Raw genomic sequence first — 19199 nt, 5'->3', positions numbered from 1 at the left:
ACAATTAATATACCATATTTTTTGATTTTTATGTAGTAATTTGATGAAAATTAAGGTATGATTATGTTATGCCGTGCGTCCCGTGGTTTGCCGGCAGGAAGGTAACCGGCCCGTTTGAAAAGAACGGCTGCAGAGGAATCCGGCGGACCCGGGGAGACACAGGAGGCGAGGGGGACCAGGACGTGTTTGAAAAATGCGTTCCGGCTTTCGTCCTGTGCATACGCAATAATTAACAAGAAAAGAGGGATAGCTAAAATGGCTAAGGCGAAGTTAACATTTATGGGCGGCATCCATCCATACGACGGAAAAGACCTGTCCAAGGATAAGCCCATGAAAGCAGTTTTGCCAAAGGGAGATCTGGTGTATCCGTTGTCCCAGCATATCGGCGCGCCCGCCAGGCCAATCGTGGCAAAGGGGGACCATGTGCTGGCAGGGCAGAAGATAGCGGAAGCGGGGGGCTTCGTATCCGCATCGGTATTCTGTACCGTATCGGGAACGGTGAAGTCCATTGAACCGAGGCGTGTGGTCACCGGCGATAATGTGATGAGCATTGTGGTTGAGAATGATCAGCGGTATGAAGAAGTGGAATATCCTCCGGTGAAGCCCCTTGAGGAGCTGTCAGGAGAAGAGATCATCAATCTGGTGAAGGAAGCGGGCGTGGTCGGTATGGGCGGCGCAGGGTTCCCCACGCATGTAAAGCTTTCACCAAAGGAACCGGATAAAATAGAATATGTGATTGCCAACTGTGCCGAATGCGAACCTTATCTTACTTCGGATTACCGCAGGATGCTGGAGGAGCCTGATAAGCTCATCGGGGGCCTTCAGGTGATTTTGCGGCTTTTCCCCAATGCAAAGGGAGTGCTGGCGGTGGAGGACAATAAGCCGGACTGCATTAAGCTTTTGACTGAGATGACCAGCGATGAGCCCAGGATTACGGTGAAGAAGCTGAAAACCAAGTACCCCCAGGGCTCCGAGCGCCAGCTGATTTTTGCAGTGACCGGGCGGGCCATCAATTCCTCCATGCTTCCTGCGGATGCAGGCTGTATCGTGGACAATGTGGACACCGTGGTCGCGGTCAACCGTGCGGTGAGGGAGGGCAAGCCTCTGATGAACCGTATTGTTACCGTCACGGGGGATGCCATTGCCAATCCCCAGAATTTTATTGTCCGGATCGGAACGAATTATCATGAACTGATAGAAGAAGCGGGCGGCTTTTCCAAAGAGCCGGAGAAGATTGTGTCGGGCGGCCCCATGATGGGCTTCGGCATTTTCGATCTGGATGTGCCCACAACGAAAACGGCGTCCGCGCTGCTGTGTATGTCGAAGGATGAGGTAGGAGAGCCTTCGGCCTGCATCAACTGCGGAAGATGTGTGGAGGCCTGCCCTTCCAGGCTTGTGCCCACACTGCTTTCCACCTATTCGGAGCATTATGATATGGAAGCCTTTGAGAAGCATGACGGTATGGAATGCTGTGAATGCGGCTGCTGCAGCTATGTCTGCCCGGCCAAGCGCCAGCTTACCCAGGCGATCAAATCCATGCGTAAAATGGTCCTGGCAGAGCGCAAGAAAACAAGCGCAGCCAATAAAAAATAGGAGGAAAGAGCAATGAGCGACTTGATGAAGGTATCATCCAACCCGCATATCAGATCCAAAGACTCCACAGGCAGAATCATGCTTGCGGTCATTGCGGCACTGCTTCCCACCACGATCTTTGGCATCTGGAATTTCGGTATCCGCGCGCTGCTGATTGTTGCAGTGACCATCGCATCCACGGTACTGACAGAATTTTTATATGAAAAAATTACGAAAAAGAAGAACACCATCGGGGATCTGTCCGCTGTGGTGACAGGGCTTCTGCTGGCGCTGAACCTGCCGGTGAGCGTGCCCTGGTGGATCGGCGTCATCGGCGGCGTATTTGCAATTCTCGTTGTGAAGATGCTGTTCGGCGGCCTGGGGCAGAACTTTATGAACCCGGCTCTGGGAGCCAGATGCTTTCTGCTGATCTCCTTTGCCTCCATCATGACCAATTTCAACTGCGACGCTTATACCGGCGCTACGCCGCTTGCCGCAGTGAAAGCGGGAGAGAGCGTCAACGTTCTGGATATGGTAATCGGCAGGACAGGGGGAACCATCGGCGAGACCTCCATGCTGTGCATCGTTATTGGCGCATGTCTGCTGATCTGGCTGGAAATCATCGATTTGAGAATTCCCGGTACATACATCGTAAGCTTTGTGGTTTTCATGATACTCTTCGGAGGCCATGGGCTTGACAGATACTATATTTCCGCACAGCTTTCCGGCGGCGGCCTGATGCTGGGCGCTTTCTTCATGGCGACAGACTATGTAACGCGGCCGGTGACCAAGAAGGGGCAGTATATTTACGGTATTCTGCTGGGCGTGCTCACCGGTATTTTCAGGGTTTTAAGCGCCAGCGCGGAGGGTGTTTCCTATGCGATTATCCTGGGGAACCTGCTGGTGCCCCTGATTGAGAGGTTTACTCTTCCCAAAGCTTTTGGTAAAGGAGGAGAACGGGCATGAAAAGTATGTTGAAGGATGCGGGAATTTTATTCCTGATTACATTGGTTTCCGGCCTGCTTCTGGGTCTTGTTTACCAGGTGACGAAGGAGCCCATTGCGGTGCAGGAGGAGAAAGCCAGGATGGAAGCGCGCCAGGAGGTATTCCAGGACGCGGATCATTTTGAAGACGGGGAAGGCTTCTCCGAGGAAGCGGCGCAGGCTGTGCTGAATGAGGGCGGCTTCACCCAGGAGAGCATCAACGAATACTGCGCTGCCTATGACAAGGACGGCGGCCTTTTAGGATACGTGATTACGGTGACCAGCCATGAGGGCTACGGCGGAGACATTAAGTTCACCATCGGTGTGCGCATGGACAATACGCTCAACGGAATGTCCATTCTCTCCATTTCCGAGACTCCCGGCCTGGGCATGCAGGCGGAAGAGGTATTGAAGCCTCAGTTTGCAGGCAAAAAGGCGGAAAGCTACGTCTATACCAAGGGCGGCGCTTCGGCGGACAACGAGATTGACGCCATTACCAGCGCCACAATCACGACCAATGCGGTCACAAACGGCGTAAACGCCGGACTGTATTATTTCCAGACGGAACTGAAAGGAGGCAGCGGCAATGAATAAGCCAACCGAACGTCTCTATAACGGAATTATAAAAGAAAATCCCACCTTTGTGCTGACCCTGGGCATGTGCCCCACACTGGCGGTCACCACATCGGCAATAAACGGGCTGGGCATGGGCCTCTCCACAATGGTGGTGCTGGCGCTGAGCAACCTGATGATATCGCTGCTTCGCAAAATTATACCGGATAAAGTGAGGATCCCCGCCTTTATCGTAATCGTGGCAAGCTTCGTTACCATGGTAGAGCTGCTTCTGCAGGCGTATGTGCCGTTTTTGTATGATGCGCTGGGCATTTATATCCCTTTGATCGTTGTTAACTGTATCATTCTGGGCCGCGCGGAAAGCTATGCTTCCAAGAACGGGCCACTCCCGTCTTTATTTGACGGCATTGGAATGGGCTTGGGCTTTTCCCTGGCGCTCACCTGCATCGGTCTGGTGCGTGAGATCCTCGGCTCCGGCAAGTTTTTCGGCTTCGCCATTCTGGGAAGCAAGGCGCCGGAAATCTTCGGCTCCGATATTCTGCAGCATTACGTGCCCATCAATATCTTTGTTATGGCTCCCGGCGCATTCTTCGTTCTGGCGGCGCTGACGGCGATTCAGAATAAAGTGAAGATTAACGGGGAAAAGAAAGGCAAGGATATGTCCAGGATTCAGTCAGGCTGCAGCGAGGACTGCATGGCCTGCGGAGAATCCGGCTGTGCACGCCGTTTTTATGACGCGGATGCGGGAAAAAAGGAGGAGGGAAAATAAATGTTGGATCAGCTGCGAGAATTATTGCTTATATTAATCGGTTCCTCACTGGTGAGCAACGTGGTACTCAGCCAGTTCCTCGGTTTGTGCCCTTTCCTCGGCGTTTCCAAAAAGGTGGAAACCGCGGCCGGCATGGGGACTGCCGTTATCTTTGTAATTACGCTGTCCAGCGCGGTGGCGGGCGTCATCTATAAATTCGTCCTCACGCCGTTAAACATTACTTACCTGCAGACCATTGTTTTCATTCTGGTCATTGCGGCGCTGGTTCAGTTCGTGGAAATGTTTCTGAAAAAATATATGGTGTCTCTCTACAACGCGCTGGGTGTATACCTGCCCCTGATTACCACCAACTGTGCGGTCCTGGGTGTGGCGCTGACCAACGTCCAGAAGAACTACGGGATTCTGGCGGGGACGGTCAACGGCTTTGCAACGGCGCTTGGCTTCACGATCGCCATTATCATTCTGGCGGGAATCCGCGAGAAGATGGCGTATAATGACGTACCGGAATCCTTCAGGGGAATGCCTATCGTCCTGATTACTGCGGGACTTATGGCAATTGCCTTCTGCGGCTTTTCCGGCCTGTCGCTTAAATAGGAGGTGGAGTCGGTGAGTATTTCAGGTATTCTGATTGCTACGGCAATCGTAGGCGGTGTGGGGCTGTTTATCGGCCTTTTCCTCGGAGGGGCCGCCATCCTTTTCAAGGTAGAGGTAAATGAAAAAGAAGAGGCTGTCCTTGCACAGCTGCCCGGAAATAACTGCGGCGGCTGCGGATATCCCGGCTGTGCGGGGCTGGCTGCGGCCATAGCGTCGGGCAAGGCCCCTGTAAACGCCTGTCCGGTAGGCGGCGCTGAGGTTGGGAAAAAGGTTGCTGAAATCATGGGTGTGGAAGCGGAGGAGGGAGAGCGCATGGTCGCTTTCGTTGCGTGCCGCGGAACCCGTGACAAGATTAAGGTGGATTACGATTATGTGGGCCTGCATGACTGCCGCATGCTCTCCTTTGTGCCAAACGGCGGCGCCAAGTCCTGTAATTTCGGCTGTCTTGGCTATGGAAGCTGCGTGGAGGTCTGCCCCTTTGATGCCATACATATTTTTAACGGTGTGGCGCAGGTGGACAGGGAGGCCTGTAAGGCCTGCGGAAAATGTATCTCCGTATGTCCCAAGAATCTGATTTCGCTGATTCCCTATTCGGCAAAATATGCGGCGGCCTGCAGCTCCGGCGATAAAGGCCCCATTACGATGAAGGACTGCCGGGCCGGCTGTATCGGCTGCGGTATCTGTGAGAAGAACTGTCCTTCCGGCGCCATTAAGGTGGAGAATTTCAACGCCACCATTGACCAGAGCAAATGTACAGGCTGCGGCATCTGTGTGGAGAAGTGCCCGAAGAAGGTGATTGTCCGCTGCAGCGGGGAACAGACGCAGGAATAATTGTGAAGACGCCGGATGGCGGACTTCGCAGAACAGGAAAGAGGAGTAAAATAATGGAAAGTGTTACACTGGGAAAAACAGGCATCACCGTGAATAAAAACGGCTTTGGAGCGCTTCCCATCCAGCGTATCAGCGATGAGGAAGCGGTGCATCTGCTGCGTAAGGCTTATGAGAACGGAATTACTTTTTTTGATACGGCCCGTGCCTATTCGGACAGCGAACATAAGCTGGGGCTGGCGTTCCAGGGAATGTGGGATAAGGTGTATGTGGCATCTAAAACCGCGGCGGTAACCCCGGAGGATTTTTGGAAGGATCTGCAGACCTCCCTTACTACGCTGGGAAGGGATTATCTGGATCTGTATCAGTTCCATAATCCGTCCTTCTGCCCCAGACCGGGTGACGGGAGCGGCCTCTATGAATGCATGCTGGAAGCGAAGGAACAGGGGAAAATCAGGCATATCGGCATTACCAACCACCGTCTGGCAGTGGCGGAGGAAGCCATAAACAGCGGCCTGTATGAGACCCTGCAGTTCCCGTTCAGCTATCTGTCCGCGCAGCAGGAACTGGATTTGGTAGAAAAATGCAGGAAGACAAATATGGGCTTTATTGCCATGAAGGCGCTTTCCGGCGGCCTGATTAATAATTCCGCCGCCGCATATGCCTATCTTGCCCAATTTGCCCATGTGCTTCCCATCTGGGGGGTACAGAGGGAAAGCGAGCTGGATGAATTCCTCAGCTATGTGGAGAATCCTCCGGCGCTCACCGAAGAACTGGAAGCGGTCATCAGCCATGACAGGCAGGAGCTTCAGGGTGAGTTCTGCCGCGGCTGCGGCTATTGCATGCCCTGTCCGGCAGGCATTGAAATCAATAACTGCGCGAGGATGTCCCTGATGATAAGAAGAGCGCCCTCCGCAGCCCAGCTGACGCCTGAAATGCAGGAAAAAATGCTGCAGATTGAAAACTGTCTGCACTGCGGGAAGTGTAAGAGCAAATGTCCGTACAATCTGGACACCCCTGCGCTGCTGGAACGCAACCTGAAGGATTATAAGGAAATTCTGGCGGGGAAGGCTATTTAGCGGCTGGCAGCAGCTACAGAAAAATGTAACTGCAAAGGTACTGAACAATTACAAAAATAAAGGCGGAATAAAGCTGCCGCAAATCCGGAGGACCAAAGTCCGATGCCGGATCTGCGGCAGTTTTTTAATTGTATTTTGGTTTCCTGCATTTTATTAAGCGTTTTATCCTGCATTTGCTAAATGCCTCTTCCTGAATTACCAATAATTGCCAATGCAATTTCGCTAGTTTTATTTTACAATATTGAAAACGGTACACCCAATATATCTTTACGAAGCAGGCTGTCAAATTTATGGAGGAAGCCAAAAATGGATAAGAATAAAGCATTGGAACTGATATTAGCAAATGCCTGTTGTACACTGGAGGACAGCTGTCGATTATGTCCGTATTATGCGGATCCGCCGTCAAAAGAATGTGAGAACTTTTCCATGGAGGATCTGAGGAAAGCGGTGGAAGTGATTCAAGCACATAAGAAAAAATAACCTGTAACTGAAAAGCCGGCAGTCTGCTTCCCTGCTAAGAAAGTATTAAGTTTTCCCATTACATATTGACCGTTTGAGTTCCTTTTCCTATAATTTACTCACACTTCCGGATGCTTTCCGTCATATTTTGCGAAAGGCGGCATTACAATAGTATTAGAAGCTGAAACCGGCCTGCAGCGGCCGGATGCCGGATCTCTGCCGGGGGTGGCATGGACAGAAAATTGCAGGCGCAAGATGTAAAAACGTCCTGCAGAAGGAGAGGCAGAACATGGAGGAAGAATCCGATACAGGACAAATCAGTACAGAAAAAGACAATTCCGTAAAAACAGCAAAAGCACCGGAGAGGCATAACCTGCGCAGCAGAAAAAAGGGCAGGCTATGTTTTTTTATGTCTTTTTGCAGGAAAACGACAGGCTACATAAAAGGCCAGCCGCCAGGCAGAATCATTGCCATGGGCTTTGCACTGGTGATTCTGGCGGGAGCTTTGCTTCTGAAGCTTCCGGTATCCGTAAGGGAAGGGGCAGATGTCAGCTTCATTGATGCACTTTTTACCTCTACCAGCGCGGTATGTGTTACCGGCCTGATTGCCGTGGACACAGCGGATCATTTTACGGTGTTCGGAAGGACGGTGGTGGCGTTGCTGATTCAGATTGGCGGCCTTGGAGTCACCTCCGTAGGGGTGGGCTTTATCCTTATGGCAGGCAAGCGGATTGGCCTGAAGGGCAGAAAGCTGGTCAGGGAAGCGATGAATGTGGACACATCAAAGGGAATGGTGCGGCTGGTAAAGAATGTGCTTCTCATGACGCTTTGCTTTGAGGGCGCAGGAGCGGTTCTGAGCTTTGTCGTGTTTATCCGCGACTATCCGCCGTTGGAAGCACTGGGGATCAGTCTGTTTCATTCTGTAGCTGCCTTTAATAATTCCGGCTTCGATATATTGGGCGGGCTGCAAAACATGATTCCTTATCAGAGCAATGTGCTGCTGAACCTGACCACGAGCGGACTTATTATTTTCGGTGGGCTGGGATTCCTGGTAATTCTGGATGTGCTCAGGAGCCGTTCCTTTAAAAAGCTGTGCCTGCATTCCAAAATTGTAATCGTAATGAGCATTTTTTTGATTGCGGCCGGAATGTTGTCACTGAAGGCTACGGAAAATATTACATGGCTGGGCGCTTTTTTCCAAAGCGTATCCGCAAGGACGGCCGGCTTTTCCAGCTATCCAATCGGAAGCTTTACCGATGCGGGACTTTTTACCCTGATCATTCTGATGTTTATCGGGGCATCGCCCGGATCAACGGGCGGCGGCATTAAGACAAGTACGTTTTTTGTTTTAATACAGGCGGCCAGAAGCGCGGCGACCAATCAGTATGCAGGCGCTTTTAAACGTAAAATACCGGCCGATGTGATTTCCAAGGCTTTTATTATTACTTTTTTATCCGCTATTGTTGTGGGCACAGGAACCTTTATCATGTGTCTGCTGGAACCTGAATATACGTTTCTCCAGCTGGCGTTTGAAGTGACCTCCGCATTTGGGACCGTTGGCCTGTCAACAGGAATAACGCCGGATCTGGGAACAGCCGGGAAGCTGGTAATAATTCTTATCATGTTTATCGGAAGGCTGGGGCCGCTGACCATCGCATCCCTGTGGACCTTCAAACCTACGGCAAACGCCAGATTCACGGAAGAAGGCATTACCATCGGATAACGTAAAAACGGCTTTGTGCAATGAATGACGCCGCAGCGGCGGCGGGACAGAAAGGATGAAAATAATGAATAAGAAAAAAGGCACGGAAAATATGGTTTCTTATGGGGTAATAGGCCTGGGCAGGTTTGGTTCCGCACTTGCCAGGAGACTGGCGGAAGCAGGGGAAGAAGTGATCGTGGTGGACTGCAGTGAAAGCAAGGTGAAGGAGCTGCGCCAGTACACGGAAAACGCCTATGTGGCGGATGAACTGAGCAAAGAGGTCCTGGAAGAAATCGGGATCCAGAACTGTGATACTGTGATCGTGGGAATCGGTGAAAAAATAGACACCTGCATACTCACCACGCTGAATGTAGTGAATCTGGGTGTACCGCGGGTGATTGCCAAGGCGATTAGTTCAGATCAGGGCGAGGTACTGGAAAAAATAGGGGCGGAGGTCGTTTACCCGGAACGTGACATGGCCCTCCGGCTGGCAAGGAGGCTGCTGACCGGAAGCGTACTTGATAATATATCCCTGAACAATAACGTGGAGATCGCAGAGGTGCGCCTGACGGAAAAATCTGCGGGACGCAGTGTATTGGAAATGGATTTGCGGCGAAGCTTTGGTTTAAATATCATTGCTTTGGAGCATAATGGAAAAACAGACACGGAAGTCGATCCGGCTTACATTTTCAAAGGGGATGAAATATTGGTGGTCATTGGAAAAAAAGAAAATATCACGCGGTTTGAAAAAGAAAAATAGATTGGAGGAACAGAATGCAGGGTAGCCAGGAAAATATGATAACTACGGTGATTAAGGGGATTTGTGTGGGAGGGACCATGCTTGTGCCCGGCTGCAGCGGCGGAAGCATGGCGATGATTCTGGGGATTTATGACAGGCTGGTTTCATCGGTCAGCTCCTTTATGAAGCATAAAAAGGAAAGTCTCTGCTTTCTTGCCCTCTTTTGCGTCGGCGGCGGGATGGGGATGGTCCTTTTCGCAAAACCTCTCCTGAGCCTGATGGAACGGTTTGAGATGCCTATGCTTTATTTTTTTATAGGGGCCGTGGGAGGCAGCGTTCCCATGATACTGAAAAAAGCGCAGTGGGAACGGAAAGGGTTTGGGAAAATCCTGTTTTTTCTGTTGGGAGCCGGCGTGGTGGGGGTGTTTGCCCTGTTGCCGTCTGACACGTTTCAGGCGGATATGAATGCAGGCCTTACTTCCTATCTGATGCTCATACTTGCCGGCGTCATTGCGGCGGTGGCCCTTGTCCTTCCGGGCATCAGCGTTTCCTATATGCTACTTTTGATGGGAATGTATGACACGGTCATGAAAGCGATCACGCAGCTGCATCTGCCGTACCTGATTCCGGTAGGGCTGGGGCTGGCCATTGGGGTTATCGTTTCCACCAGGCTGCTTGAGTGCGCCATGGCAAGATTCCCGGGACCTGCTTATCTTTGTATTCTCGGCTTCATGGCGGCCTCTATGGCACAGGTGTTTCCCGGCCTGCCGGGAGGAAGGGAATGGCTGACCTGCCTTCTGATGCTGGCGGCAGGCTTTTTAATTATTTATTTCATTTCGGAAAAGGAAATCAGGGGTTCTGTGCAGACTGCTTCCCGCTGAGGCCGCTGCTGTAATGCAGCTTGTAATCCTCCGTAATAAAAACAGCTTCCGTATCAGGAAGGGATTCTATCAGGGCCATTCCTTCCTCCGGCCCCAGGACAAAGGCGGTGGTGCTAAGCGCGTCGCCCTCCATGGAAGAGGAGGACAGGATGGTGACGCCCAGCAGCCCGTTTTCCACAGGATAGCCGGTAAAGGGATCCAGAAGATGATGGTAGCGTTTACCGTCCTTTTCAAAATACCTTTCATAAACACCGGAGGAAACCAGGGAGCGATCTGAGAGGGAAAGGGTGGTCAGCGCTGTATTCTGCGTATCGAAGGGTTTGCGCACGCCGATTTCAAAGGGAGAGCCGTCCGGTTTGCTGCCTACGGCCAGAATATTGCCGCCAAGATTGATCAGGGCGCTTTCCACCCCTTTTTCCAACAGACTTTCCTTTAAGCGATCCGCGATAAATCCCTTTGCAATGAACCCCAGATCCACCTGGGTCTGCGGATCGGTTAACGTGACTGTATTTCCGTCGATGAGGATATTTTTATAATTAATATGAGGAAGAAGAGCCTGGATATCGGCAGCCGCCGGTATCTTTTTTTGTGCGTTTTTGTCCGCGGCCTGACCGGTAAAATCCCACAAATCCATCAGAGGGGCAACGGTGGGATCGATTCTGCCTCCGCTTAATTCGGCAAATTTGCAGGCCTGTCCCAGGAGGTAAGCCGTATCCTCAGATACCGTGACGGGAACGCCGCCGCTGTGGTTAAGGCGGTAGATATCGCTGCCCTGAAGCGTTCGGCTCAGCTTTTTTTCGTAATCATCACACAGCAGCAGGCAGTCCTTAAGTACCCGGGCATCTTTGCTTCGGTAAACCGTTATCGTAATGACCGTATTGAAATAAAAACCGGATTCTGAATAAGGAACACTTTCCCGGCCGCATCCGCTTAAGAAAGCGCCTGAAAGCAGAAAAACAAGTAAAAGAGCAGAAATTATTTTATTATGACGAAATATGCGATGCTTCATGAAGAACCTCTTTTTCTTCCGGAATAATTAATGGATGTCCCGGAAATGCCGTAAATACGGCTTTTTCTTTATGCCGATCATTATAACATGTTTTCCTAAGCGGGACAAATCCTTTCCGGGTTTGAAAACTTGTCTTAAAACAGATATATTTTGCGTACCTGCTGTATAAAATATGAATATAGTATTGAATAAGTATTACAAAATGATTACGTTTCAGGCTAAAACAGCAGAAAGGTATGGTGTATTCATAGATGCAGTATAAAAAATACGGGCTGGTTTTATTATTGTCCAATTTGCTTGTGGTTACAGCGTGGCTGTGTGTGCGCGGTGTGGAGATAAATACCATTGCCTCCAGGCAGGCCTTCAGGGCGTCTGTTATGGAAGATATCGCCGACTTTCAGGAGACAAGCGTCAGTACTGTGGTGCAGGCGGCTTCCTCGGATCAGCGGGTTATCCACTGCGGCGTTTTGGAGAAAAAGCCGGTTTACCAGTTAAACGATGCGGATTATGAAGCGCTTTTGAAAATTGTGGAGGCGGAGGCCGGCGGTGAGGATGAGAACGGCAAGCTTCTTGTTGCCAACGTTGTTTTAAACAGGGTCAACAGCAATATTTTCCCCGACACGGTGACCGGAGTGGTCTATCAGAAGGAGTTCGGTGTCTGCCAGTTTTCCCCGGTCAGCGACGGCAGAATCAACAGGGTGAGGGTGAGCGAGGAAACCCGGCGTGCCGTGGAACGAGCTGTTTACGGGGAAGATATCTCCCAGGGCGCATTGTATTTTGTCGCGCGGCGTGCCGTGGCGCCGGATCGGATGCAGTGGTTTGATAATCACCTGACATGGCTGTTTGCTTACGGCGGGCATGAATTTTTTGGAAGCTGAGGCGGAAATTGGGATGTAATGGACTGCGGCCGAAAAATATGAGGTTTTTCTAAAAAAATAAGATAAATATTTCCTTTTAAATTGAAATCGTATATAATTATAACCGTTATGTATGCCGTTTGAGGTCAAAAAAGTGCCATTGGAGGACAAAGGAATCTTTTTCCAGAATAAGCAGGTATAATGAATGCGAAACCAGATAGGGGGGCAGAGGATTTGTTGAAAATAGCTTTGGTTGATGACAATACCGACTTTCTTCTGCTTCTGCGTAAAAAAGTGCACACGTTCTTTGATGGCAAAAATGTTTTGTGCGAGGTCAGACTTTTCCCTAACCCGGAGGTTTTTTATTTTGATCTGGAAGAAGGATTTCAATATGATATCTGTTTTCTGGACATCGAAATGCCACAAATGAACGGCCTGGAACTTGCGCGAAAAATCCGGGAAGCTGCACAGGCGACTTATCTGATTTTCATTACCTCATATCTACAATATGCCGTGGAAGGGTATGAGGTAAAAGCTTTTTCCTATATCCCAAAGAATCTCCTGGAAGAGAAGCTGGAGGCGACTCTTCTGGGGATTTTGGGGGAAATGCAAAAGAAAGTAGAAAAATATTATTTTGTTGAAACTAATTCCCGATTTGAACGGATAGAGTATCAGGAAATAATATATGTTTACAAAAATAATAAAAATGCAGTTTTCGTCTTAATTGACAGGGAAGTTCCGGTACGCAAGTCACTCCAGGAGGTCTACATACAGCTGGATTCCAGCGAGTTCCTTTGTGTGGAGCGAGGTTATATTGTTAATATCAAGCATATTGTAAAGCTCGAAAATAAAGAGATTACGCTCAGAAACGGAAAGCGGCTTCAGATTGGCAGAACACATATGAAAGAGGTAAAAGAGGCTATCCATTATTTTTGGAGGGATAGGATGTGATTTGGCTGAGAGTTGCGCAGGGTGTGCTTTGTGCCGTGGAGATTTGCGGGCTATATTATTTACTTCAGGTGTTCTTTGATAAGAGGAGCAATAAAGCCTGGAGTAATATTTTGTGGTTTTTGTCGGGAGTTTTACTTTGGGGGATAACTGTAATACAGCGAGAAGGAACGTCGATGTATTCTCGGTATTATATGATTTTCTGTATAATCATCTCTCTTTGGGGCACTAAAATTTTTTTTAGACTTTTTTTCTTCAGGGCTTTATTGGTTATAGTTTTATATTATGAAACAATCTATTTCATAGACATATTGTTTGGTTACATTGGTCAATCTCTTTTTTCGGGAAATAATTTTATTGATAGAGTGCAGTTTAGCATTAGCGTAGAGCGTATTATGGTTATGCTAATTAGTAGGTTGTTAGTAGTATCCATAGTTATTTATACAATTAAGCGAAAGCATTTAATTAGTACGATATTTCCTAAATATCAATTGACGTTTACTGGGTTTGTCATTATTGAATATTTGGGTTTATTTTATTGTGAAAAGGTATTTTACCCAAGATTTAGAGATGATGTTAAAACTGATATGTATTTTGTGTTATTTCCAATGCTTATAGTTCTTATATTAATTATTATTGTGATCTTTATAATGTATACAGAAAAAATGAATGAACTAAAACTAATAAATAATCAAAATACAATGATCGAAAAGAACTATCAGGATATGTGTTTATTATATCAGAAAAGAGATCGTATTTATCATGATATGAAAAATCATTTATCTGTATTGTCCTTATTATTAGCGGATAGGGATTTGGTTAGAGCAGAAGAATACATAAGTAAAATAACTGAACCAATTAAAGATTTGGAACATAAAAAGTTTACAAATAATCATATAGTAGATATAATACTAAATGATAAAATAGAAAAAGCACATAATCATAACATTGAAATTGATATTCATACGGACAAGTTGGAAGTAAATTGCATCCAAGATATAGATTGGTGTTCTATACTTGCCAATTTGTTGGATAATGCCATTGAAGCTTGTAGTAAAGTTACAGAAGGTAAAAGCTGGATTAAGGTTAGTATTAGCCAAAATGATTGTGCTATATTTATTAAAGTTTCTAACACTTATAACGGAGTTTTAGAGCTTTCGGAAGGAAAGCTCCGAAGTAGTAAAAATGAAACAGGCCTTCATGGGCTAGGACTAGAAAGTATACGTTATGCTGTTGATAAATATAACGGAGTGTTAGAATACGAATGTGTAAAGGATATATTTATTGTTAATATATCACTATTTATTTAAGGAGGAGAAAGAAATGGAGAAAAACAGAGAAAACTTTATGGAAAATGCAGGAGATCTTTTCTATGAGGTGAAAGAAAATGAAAAAATGGAGTTAGACGGTTTTGAAGCCCCTGCAGTAACTGCTTCAACAGGTTTTCTTTCTATTTTCTGCTGCTAAGAACAAAAAGGCAAGATGTTTTCAAAACATCTTGCCTTTTCTCATTGTTTTTTATAGAGATATATGAAATCTAAATTGAAAATTAAGGAATAACATAAAATGAACAAAAAATTACTCTCAATAGAACAAGATGGATTTATAAATAGATTATTATCTTTTGAAATTACTTTAGCTAAAAATTACACTTTCGGAACCTTCTATCTCCCTTTCCTGGCCGCTGCCAAACAAGAATATCTCCAGGCTCTATCCATTCATACCCGTTCGGAAAATCCAGACACTCTTTTCTGTCCGGGAATGTCCGAGCTAATCTTATCCCGTCTCCACGCCGTCTGCGTCCGCACCCTCATAGTAGAAATGAGCATGTACAAAGCCGCCGGAAAGTTGGAAGGAGGCAGTAGCAGTGAAGAATATCAGTTTTTTAACGAACAGATTCTTGGCAGAAAGGAACTGCGGGAAGAGCTTTTTGAAGTATACCCCCTTCTGGCGGAAAATATCAGAAGGACCATCAGCCAATCCGCGGCTTTTCTAAGCGAAATGCGAACCCGTCTGGAAACGGATCGGAAAGAAATTGAAAAAAACATACTTCACGGCAGACCCATGGGAAACGTCACAGGGATTCAAGATATGGCAGCGGATTGCCACTGTAATGGGAAATGTGTGTTGAAAATAGAAACGGATCAGGGAGATACTTTCCTGTATAAACCACGCAATGCCAAAACGGAAAAGGCATTTCTCAATCTGCTTAATTATTTTTATGAAGGAATACAGTTGGAAGGTTATACCTATGGCATGGTTCTTCGTGAGGAATATGCCTGGATCGAATGGGTTTCCCCACAGGAGTGTACGCAGCCGTCTCAGACAGAACGGTATTTCAGGCGTCTGGGCGTCTGTGTTTTTCTAAGCTTTTTACTGGGGACGGGAGATATGCACTATGAGAACATGATAGCTCATGGAGAATATCCGGTTCCTGTGGATACGGAGGTGCTTTGCACAACGGCCGGAGGGAAAAAGGGGCCTGCAGAGAATTATTCCACAGAAAGTTATTCCGTACTGTACAGCGGAATTCTTCCTGACCCGGCGAGGCAGACGCATGTAAATGTGCTGAATGCGGGGGAAGGTCAAAAAGCGGCAATAAAAGTGGCCAGGGTGATCAATGACAAAACCTCCGATATGAAAATCGCATATGAAAATCCACAGATGCCCGCAGGAAAAAATCAGGTGGTGCTGAGTGGAAACAAAATATCCCCGACTGCCTATAAATCTGCCATTATTTCAGGATTTCGGGAAGCCGGCCTGATGTTTTTGAAAGATAAAAACAAAATGGTTCAGAAAATTATGGAGGAAATCCGGGACTGCAGAGTCCGTGTGCTCCTGGACAATACGCAGAGGTATGCCACTCTTTTATCCGGCAGCAGCCATCCCATGGTTTTGCAGAAGGAAGAGAACCAAAGGAAGCTTTTCGAGAACCTGTATGCAGGAAAGACGGCGCTGACCGGGACGGAAAAGAAGGCAGTGGAATATGGGATCCGGGATTTGCAGGAGGGCGATATTCCTTATTATTTTACAAGGCCTGACAGCTGCGCCCTTTTTGCCTCAAGAGGAGAGGAATTGCCGGACTATTTTCCCCTGTCCTTCATAGATTGTCTTAAAAACAGAGCGGACAGGCTGTGCACGGAAGAGCTTGTCAGGCAGGAACAAATCATCGGGCTGTCGATGGATTTGTCAGGCTATGACAAAACGGACTTCATCAATTCTTATGTCTCCCTCCCGGTGCAGATAGCGCCTGGCAGGGACAGGGAGCGAAGGTTTTATGAAAAAGCATTGGAAATAGCGGAGCAGATTGGGCAGGCTGCCCTATGGGACGAAAAAAGAGAGCATGTGAACTGGATAGAACCGGTTCTGGCAGGTGTGAAGGAAGAAGGAATCCGGCTTTCGCAGGGGGATTATTATCTCTATAACGGAACCGCAGGAATTGCCGTATTTCTTCATGCGGTTAATAAAGCATGCGGAAAACAGGAAGAACTGTGCCGGGCGGTGCGAAATACTCTTTTTCATTATACAAACCGCTGCCTGGAGGACAGAAGGAACCTGGCGTCGGAGAGTACGGGCGCTTTCTGCGGAGAAGCTTCCATATGTTATGCATATCAGGCAATGTATCGGATAACAGGAGAAATGGTTTTTCTGGAATATGCTGAAAAACACAGCCAGTTGCTGCCGGAGCTGATAGAGAAGGATACCGTTTACGATCTGGTATATGGAAATGCCGGAGCGGTCCTGGTTCTGTGCGGCATGTATGAGCTTACCTCTTCGGAAGCGTATCTGCGGCTTGCCCGCAGGGCTGCGGATATCCTCACTGCCAATGTCCAAAAGCAGGAAAAAGGGGGAGGCTGGCCTAACCGGGCATCCCAGGCTGCACTGGCCGGAATGTCCCACGGCGGCAGCGGTTTTCTGCCGGGGCTGGCAAAACTTGACTATCTGCTGAAAAGTACGGAATATGAACCTGTCCTGTCGGAAGCTCTCGCCTATGAACGCAGCCTTTACGGTGAAAAATGGCATAACTGGGCGGATCTGCGTCAGGAAGAGGGCGAAGGGCGCTGGCAGGCGGGAGCCTGGTGTCATGGCTTCGGCGGTATTGCCGCGGCACGGCTTGCCTGTCTGCCCTACGTGGACGGGAAGCTGAAGGAAGTGATGGAAGAGGACTTACGACTGGCGGAGCATGGCTTTCTGGCGCTTCGAAGAAGAAAAGGGATGTGTTTATGCCATGGAAATATGGGAATGCTTCTCCTTCTTGAGCGCTATGGGAAAACGTTTCCGTCAGAACAGCTTGCGCAGGTGAAGAATGCTCTTTCCGGGGCAGCTTTGGAGGAACTGGAGAAGGGGCGTCTTATGCCTCAGGAAAAATACGCCAGAGGTTTAATGAGCGGTATGTCCGGCATTGGCTATGCCTGCCTGAAGCTGGCCGGATTTACAACGCTTCCGGATATTCTGGTGTGTGGAATCTGAATTATGAAAAACAAAACCGGGGAAATGTCTTTCTGAGAAATACAAAAGTGTGTCAGAAACGGATTGCATCAGGAAAGAATGTATGTTATACTGATGAACTGACAGGGGAACGGCACGATGGAAACCTGTCCGGATGTATACAGGAAATGCACAGGCTGTAAATCATATGAAAAAGTGAGCCTGCCCCGGCAGGCGGTGAGGAGATTGTGAAATGGAAATCTTATACAGGAGTACCAGAAGTAACGCGTCAGTAAGCGCTTCCCAGGCAATTCTGAAGGGACTTTCAGAGGACGGGGGCCTTTTCGTACCGGAGAGAATCCCCCAATTGGATAAGACGCTGGAAGAACTGGGCAGTATGACTTACGGAGAAGTGGCTTATGAGGTTATGAAGCTTTTTCTCACTGATTTTACGGAGGAAGAGCTGAAGAAGTGTATTGCCAATGCCTATGACAGCAAATTTGACACGGAAGTGATTGCGCCTATGGCGGAAGCGGACGGCGCTTATTATCTGGAGCTTTTCCATGGAAAAACCATTGCTTTTAAGGACATGGCGCTATCCATCCTTCCTCATCTGATGATTACGGCGGCAGCGAAGAATAAAGCGGATAAGGAAATTGTCATTCTTACGGCAACCTCCGGGGATACTGGGAAGGCGGCCCTGGCGGGCTTTGCGGATGTGCCGGGAACGAAAATCATTGTATTTTACCCCAAGAACGGCGTCAGCCCGATCCAGGAGAAGCAGATGGTTACCCAGAAAGGGGCCAATACCCATGTGGTGGGTATCCACGGCAATTTTGATGATGCCCAGACCGGTGTAAAGAAGCTCTTTTCCGATAAAGAACTGGAAAAAGAGATGGCTGCGGGAGGATATCAGTTTTCCTCCGCGAACTCCATTAACATAGGACGCCTGGTTCCCCAGATTGTTTATTACGTATATGCGTATGTACAGCTGCTGGCGGAAGGCAAGCTTGCAAAGGGTGAGAAAATCAACGTGACGGTTCCTACCGGTAATTTCGGCAATATTCTGGCGGCGTTTTACGCGAAGAATATGGGGCTTCCCATCAATAAGCTGATTTGCGCCTCCAATGAGAACAAGGTGCTTTACGACTTCTTTTCCACAGGGGAATACGATCGCAACCGTGAATTCGTGCTGACCAGCTCTCCTTCCATGGATATTCTGATCTCCAGCAATCTGGAGCGCCTGATATACCGCATTGCCGGAAATGATCCGGAAAAGACGGCAGATTTGATGAAAGCGCTGGGCGGTGACGGAAAATATGAAATCACGCCGGAAATGAAAGCGCAGCTGGGTGATTTTTATGGCAATTATGCAAAAGAGGAGGAAGGCTTCGCAAAGATCAGGGCTCTTTATGAGGATACGGGCTATGTGATTGATACCCATACCGCAGTGGCGGCCGCTGTTTATGACAAGTATAAAGAAGCGACAGGGGATAAGGATACCGTAACGGTCATCGCTTCCACAGCCAGTCCCTTTAAATTCACAAGAAGCGTGCTGCAGGCCATTGATCCCAAATATGCGGATGCTTCCTGGGGAGATTTTGAGCTGGTTGACGAGTTGGCCCGCATTGCCAATGTGGAGATCCCTGCGGCAATCGAAGAGATCCGGACAGCTCCTGTACTGCATGATACCGTATGTGAAAAAGACGGCATGAAGGATGTTGTAAAGAGCTTCCTCGGGCTATAAAGAAATAATAACCTGAACTGAACGTTTTTTT

19 protein-coding genes are annotated in these 19199 nt (G+C 48.2%); 17 read left to right on the top strand and 2 right to left on the bottom strand.

Features of this window, described 5'->3' with window-relative positions; translation table 11 throughout:
* Positions 1 to 255 precede the first annotated feature (255 nt).
* From rsxC to DXC51_RS17285, 7 genes are read left to right on the top strand one after another with little or no spacing between them, the layout of a single operon-like run.
* On the top strand, positions 256 to 1593 hold the full coding sequence (gene rsxC, locus DXC51_RS17315) for an electron transport complex subunit RsxC (protein WP_025491034.1): 1338 nt from the start codon (positions 256 to 258) through the stop codon (positions 1591 to 1593).
* 12 nt (positions 1594 to 1605) lie between these two features.
* The gene (locus DXC51_RS17310) at positions 1606 to 2538 is read left to right on the top strand and encodes an RnfABCDGE type electron transport complex subunit D (protein ID WP_021636411.1); all 933 of its coding nucleotides are present in this window, start codon (positions 1606 to 1608) and stop codon (positions 2536 to 2538) included.
* Positions 2535 to 3149: an RnfABCDGE type electron transport complex subunit G gene (locus DXC51_RS17305; RefSeq protein ID WP_021636410.1), complete on the top strand. Its 615-nt coding sequence runs from the start codon at positions 2535 to 2537 to the stop codon at positions 3147 to 3149. Before DXC51_RS17310 ends, DXC51_RS17305 begins: the two co-directional genes overlap by 4 nt.
* The gene (gene rsxE / locus DXC51_RS17300) at positions 3142 to 3897 is read left to right on the top strand and encodes an electron transport complex subunit RsxE (protein WP_025491035.1); all 756 of its coding nucleotides are present in this window, start codon (positions 3142 to 3144) and stop codon (positions 3895 to 3897) included. Before DXC51_RS17305 ends, rsxE begins: the two co-directional genes overlap by 8 nt.
* A gap of 12 nt (positions 3898 to 3909) precedes the next feature.
* Complete coding sequence (gene rsxA, locus DXC51_RS17295) at positions 3910 to 4491, top strand: electron transport complex subunit RsxA (protein ID WP_025491036.1); 582 nt, start codon at positions 3910 to 3912, stop codon at positions 4489 to 4491.
* A gap of 12 nt (positions 4492 to 4503) precedes the next feature.
* Positions 4504 to 5322 (top strand): RnfABCDGE type electron transport complex subunit B, encoded by an 819-nt coding sequence (locus DXC51_RS17290; protein WP_025491037.1) that lies wholly within the window; start codon positions 4504 to 4506, stop codon positions 5320 to 5322.
* Positions 5323 to 5375: 53 nt separating this feature from the next.
* Positions 5376 to 6398, top strand: a complete 1023-nt coding sequence (locus DXC51_RS17285) for an aldo/keto reductase (protein ID WP_025491038.1) — start codon at positions 5376 to 5378, stop codon at positions 6396 to 6398.
* Here DXC51_RS17285 and DXC51_RS29575 read toward each other — a convergent pair.
* Complete coding sequence (locus DXC51_RS29575; RefSeq protein WP_155858276.1) at positions 6395 to 6571, bottom strand: hypothetical protein; 177 nt, start codon at positions 6569 to 6571, stop codon at positions 6395 to 6397. The genes DXC51_RS17285 and DXC51_RS29575 overlap by 4 nt on opposite strands.
* A 133-nt stretch (positions 6572 to 6704) precedes the next feature.
* On the opposite strand from DXC51_RS29575, the gene DXC51_RS29570 reads away from it, so the two are divergent.
* From DXC51_RS29570 to DXC51_RS17270, 4 genes are all read left to right on the top strand, one after another.
* Entirely contained in the window at positions 6705 to 6878 is a 174-nt protein-coding gene (locus DXC51_RS29570; RefSeq protein ID WP_154463381.1) for a hypothetical protein, read from the top strand.
* Positions 6879 to 7266: 388 nt separating this feature from the next.
* Positions 7267 to 8580 carry a TrkH family potassium uptake protein gene (locus DXC51_RS17280; protein WP_044916182.1) on the top strand — a complete coding sequence of 438 codons (1314 nt, stop codon included), beginning with the start codon at positions 7267 to 7269 and terminating at the stop codon, positions 8578 to 8580.
* Between the two features lie 64 nt (positions 8581 to 8644).
* A complete protein-coding gene (locus tag DXC51_RS17275; RefSeq protein WP_117545068.1) occupies positions 8645 to 9319 on the top strand; it encodes a potassium channel family protein in 675 nt (224 codons plus the stop codon).
* A 14-nt stretch (positions 9320 to 9333) separates the two neighbouring features.
* Complete coding sequence (locus DXC51_RS17270; RefSeq protein ID WP_025491042.1) at positions 9334 to 10179, top strand: DUF368 domain-containing protein; 846 nt, start codon at positions 9334 to 9336, stop codon at positions 10177 to 10179.
* On the opposite strand, the gene DXC51_RS17265 is transcribed toward DXC51_RS17270, so the two are convergent.
* On the bottom strand, positions 10148 to 11188 hold the full coding sequence (locus tag DXC51_RS17265) for an FAD:protein FMN transferase (protein ID WP_025491043.1): 1041 nt from the start codon (positions 11186 to 11188) through the stop codon (positions 10148 to 10150). The two genes, DXC51_RS17270 and DXC51_RS17265, sit on opposite strands and share 32 nt — an antisense overlap.
* Before the next feature lie 251 nt (positions 11189 to 11439).
* Here DXC51_RS17265 and DXC51_RS17260 point away from each other — a divergent pair, with 251 nt between their 5' ends.
* From DXC51_RS17260 to thrC, 6 genes are all read left to right on the top strand, one after another.
* A complete protein-coding gene (locus DXC51_RS17260; RefSeq protein WP_021636398.1) occupies positions 11440 to 12066 on the top strand; it encodes a cell wall hydrolase in 627 nt (208 codons plus the stop codon).
* Between the two features lie 180 nt (positions 12067 to 12246).
* Positions 12247 to 12996 (top strand): LytR/AlgR family response regulator transcription factor, encoded by a 750-nt coding sequence (locus DXC51_RS17255; RefSeq protein WP_021636397.1) that lies wholly within the window; start codon positions 12247 to 12249, stop codon positions 12994 to 12996.
* Entirely contained in the window at positions 12993 to 14303 is a 1311-nt protein-coding gene (locus DXC51_RS17250) for a sensor histidine kinase (RefSeq protein WP_117545022.1), read from the top strand. The genes DXC51_RS17255 and DXC51_RS17250 overlap by 4 nt, the downstream gene beginning before the upstream one ends.
* Before the next feature lie 13 nt (positions 14304 to 14316).
* Positions 14317 to 14460, top strand: coding sequence for a hypothetical protein (locus DXC51_RS29565; RefSeq protein ID WP_180998197.1), 144 nt, complete (start codon positions 14317 to 14319; stop codon positions 14458 to 14460).
* 99 nt (positions 14461 to 14559) lie between these two features.
* A complete protein-coding gene (gene lanM / locus DXC51_RS17245) occupies positions 14560 to 17463 on the top strand; it encodes a type 2 lanthipeptide synthetase LanM (RefSeq protein ID WP_117545021.1) in 2904 nt (967 codons plus the stop codon).
* Positions 17464 to 17674: 211 nt separating this feature from the next.
* Positions 17675 to 19168, top strand: coding sequence for a threonine synthase (gene thrC / locus DXC51_RS17240; RefSeq protein WP_117545020.1), 1494 nt, complete (start codon positions 17675 to 17677; stop codon positions 19166 to 19168).
* The last annotated feature ends 31 nt before the right edge of the window (positions 19169 to 19199 follow it).

It is taken from the genome of Eisenbergiella massiliensis (genome assembly GCF_003435485.1).
Note: the sequence above shows the minus strand (reverse complement) of the source record. Positions and strands in the feature narration are given on the sequence as shown.

Excerpts from the sequence above, each read along its gene's own strand:
- rsxC (WP_025491034.1), top strand. The coding sequence starts at position 256 with ATGGCTAAGGCGAAGTTAACATTTATGGGCGGCATCCATCCATACGAC.
- DXC51_RS17310 (WP_021636411.1), top strand. The coding sequence starts at position 1,606 with ATGAGCGACTTGATGAAGGTATCATCCAACCCGCATATCAGATCCAAA.
- DXC51_RS17275 (WP_117545068.1), top strand. The coding sequence starts at position 8,645 with ATGAATAAGAAAAAAGGCACGGAAAATATGGTTTCTTATGGGGTAATA.
- DXC51_RS17260 (WP_021636398.1), top strand. The coding sequence starts at position 11,440 with ATGCAGTATAAAAAATACGGGCTGGTTTTATTATTGTCCAATTTGCTT.
- DXC51_RS17280 (WP_044916182.1), top strand. The coding sequence starts at position 7,267 with ATGTCTTTTTGCAGGAAAACGACAGGCTACATAAAAGGCCAGCCGCCA.
- DXC51_RS29565 (WP_180998197.1), top strand. The coding sequence starts at position 14,317 with ATGGAGAAAAACAGAGAAAACTTTATGGAAAATGCAGGAGATCTTTTC.
- thrC (WP_117545020.1), top strand. The coding sequence starts at position 17,675 with ATGGAAATCTTATACAGGAGTACCAGAAGTAACGCGTCAGTAAGCGCT.
- DXC51_RS17255 (WP_021636397.1), top strand. The coding sequence starts at position 12,247 with ATGAATGCGAAACCAGATAGGGGGGCAGAGGATTTGTTGAAAATAGCT.
- DXC51_RS17270 (WP_025491042.1), top strand. The coding sequence starts at position 9,334 with ATGCAGGGTAGCCAGGAAAATATGATAACTACGGTGATTAAGGGGATT.
- DXC51_RS17305 (WP_021636410.1), top strand. The coding sequence starts at position 2,535 with ATGAAAAGTATGTTGAAGGATGCGGGAATTTTATTCCTGATTACATTG.
- lanM (WP_117545021.1), top strand. The coding sequence starts at position 14,560 with ATGAACAAAAAATTACTCTCAATAGAACAAGATGGATTTATAAATAGA.
- DXC51_RS17285 (WP_025491038.1), top strand. The coding sequence starts at position 5,376 with ATGGAAAGTGTTACACTGGGAAAAACAGGCATCACCGTGAATAAAAAC.
- DXC51_RS29570 (WP_154463381.1), top strand. The coding sequence starts at position 6,705 with ATGGATAAGAATAAAGCATTGGAACTGATATTAGCAAATGCCTGTTGT.
- DXC51_RS29575 (WP_155858276.1), bottom strand. The coding sequence starts at position 6,571 with ATGCAGGATAAAACGCTTAATAAAATGCAGGAAACCAAAATACAATTA.
- DXC51_RS17265 (WP_025491043.1), bottom strand. The coding sequence starts at position 11,188 with ATGAAGCATCGCATATTTCGTCATAATAAAATAATTTCTGCTCTTTTA.
- rsxE (WP_025491035.1), top strand. The coding sequence starts at position 3,142 with ATGAATAAGCCAACCGAACGTCTCTATAACGGAATTATAAAAGAAAAT.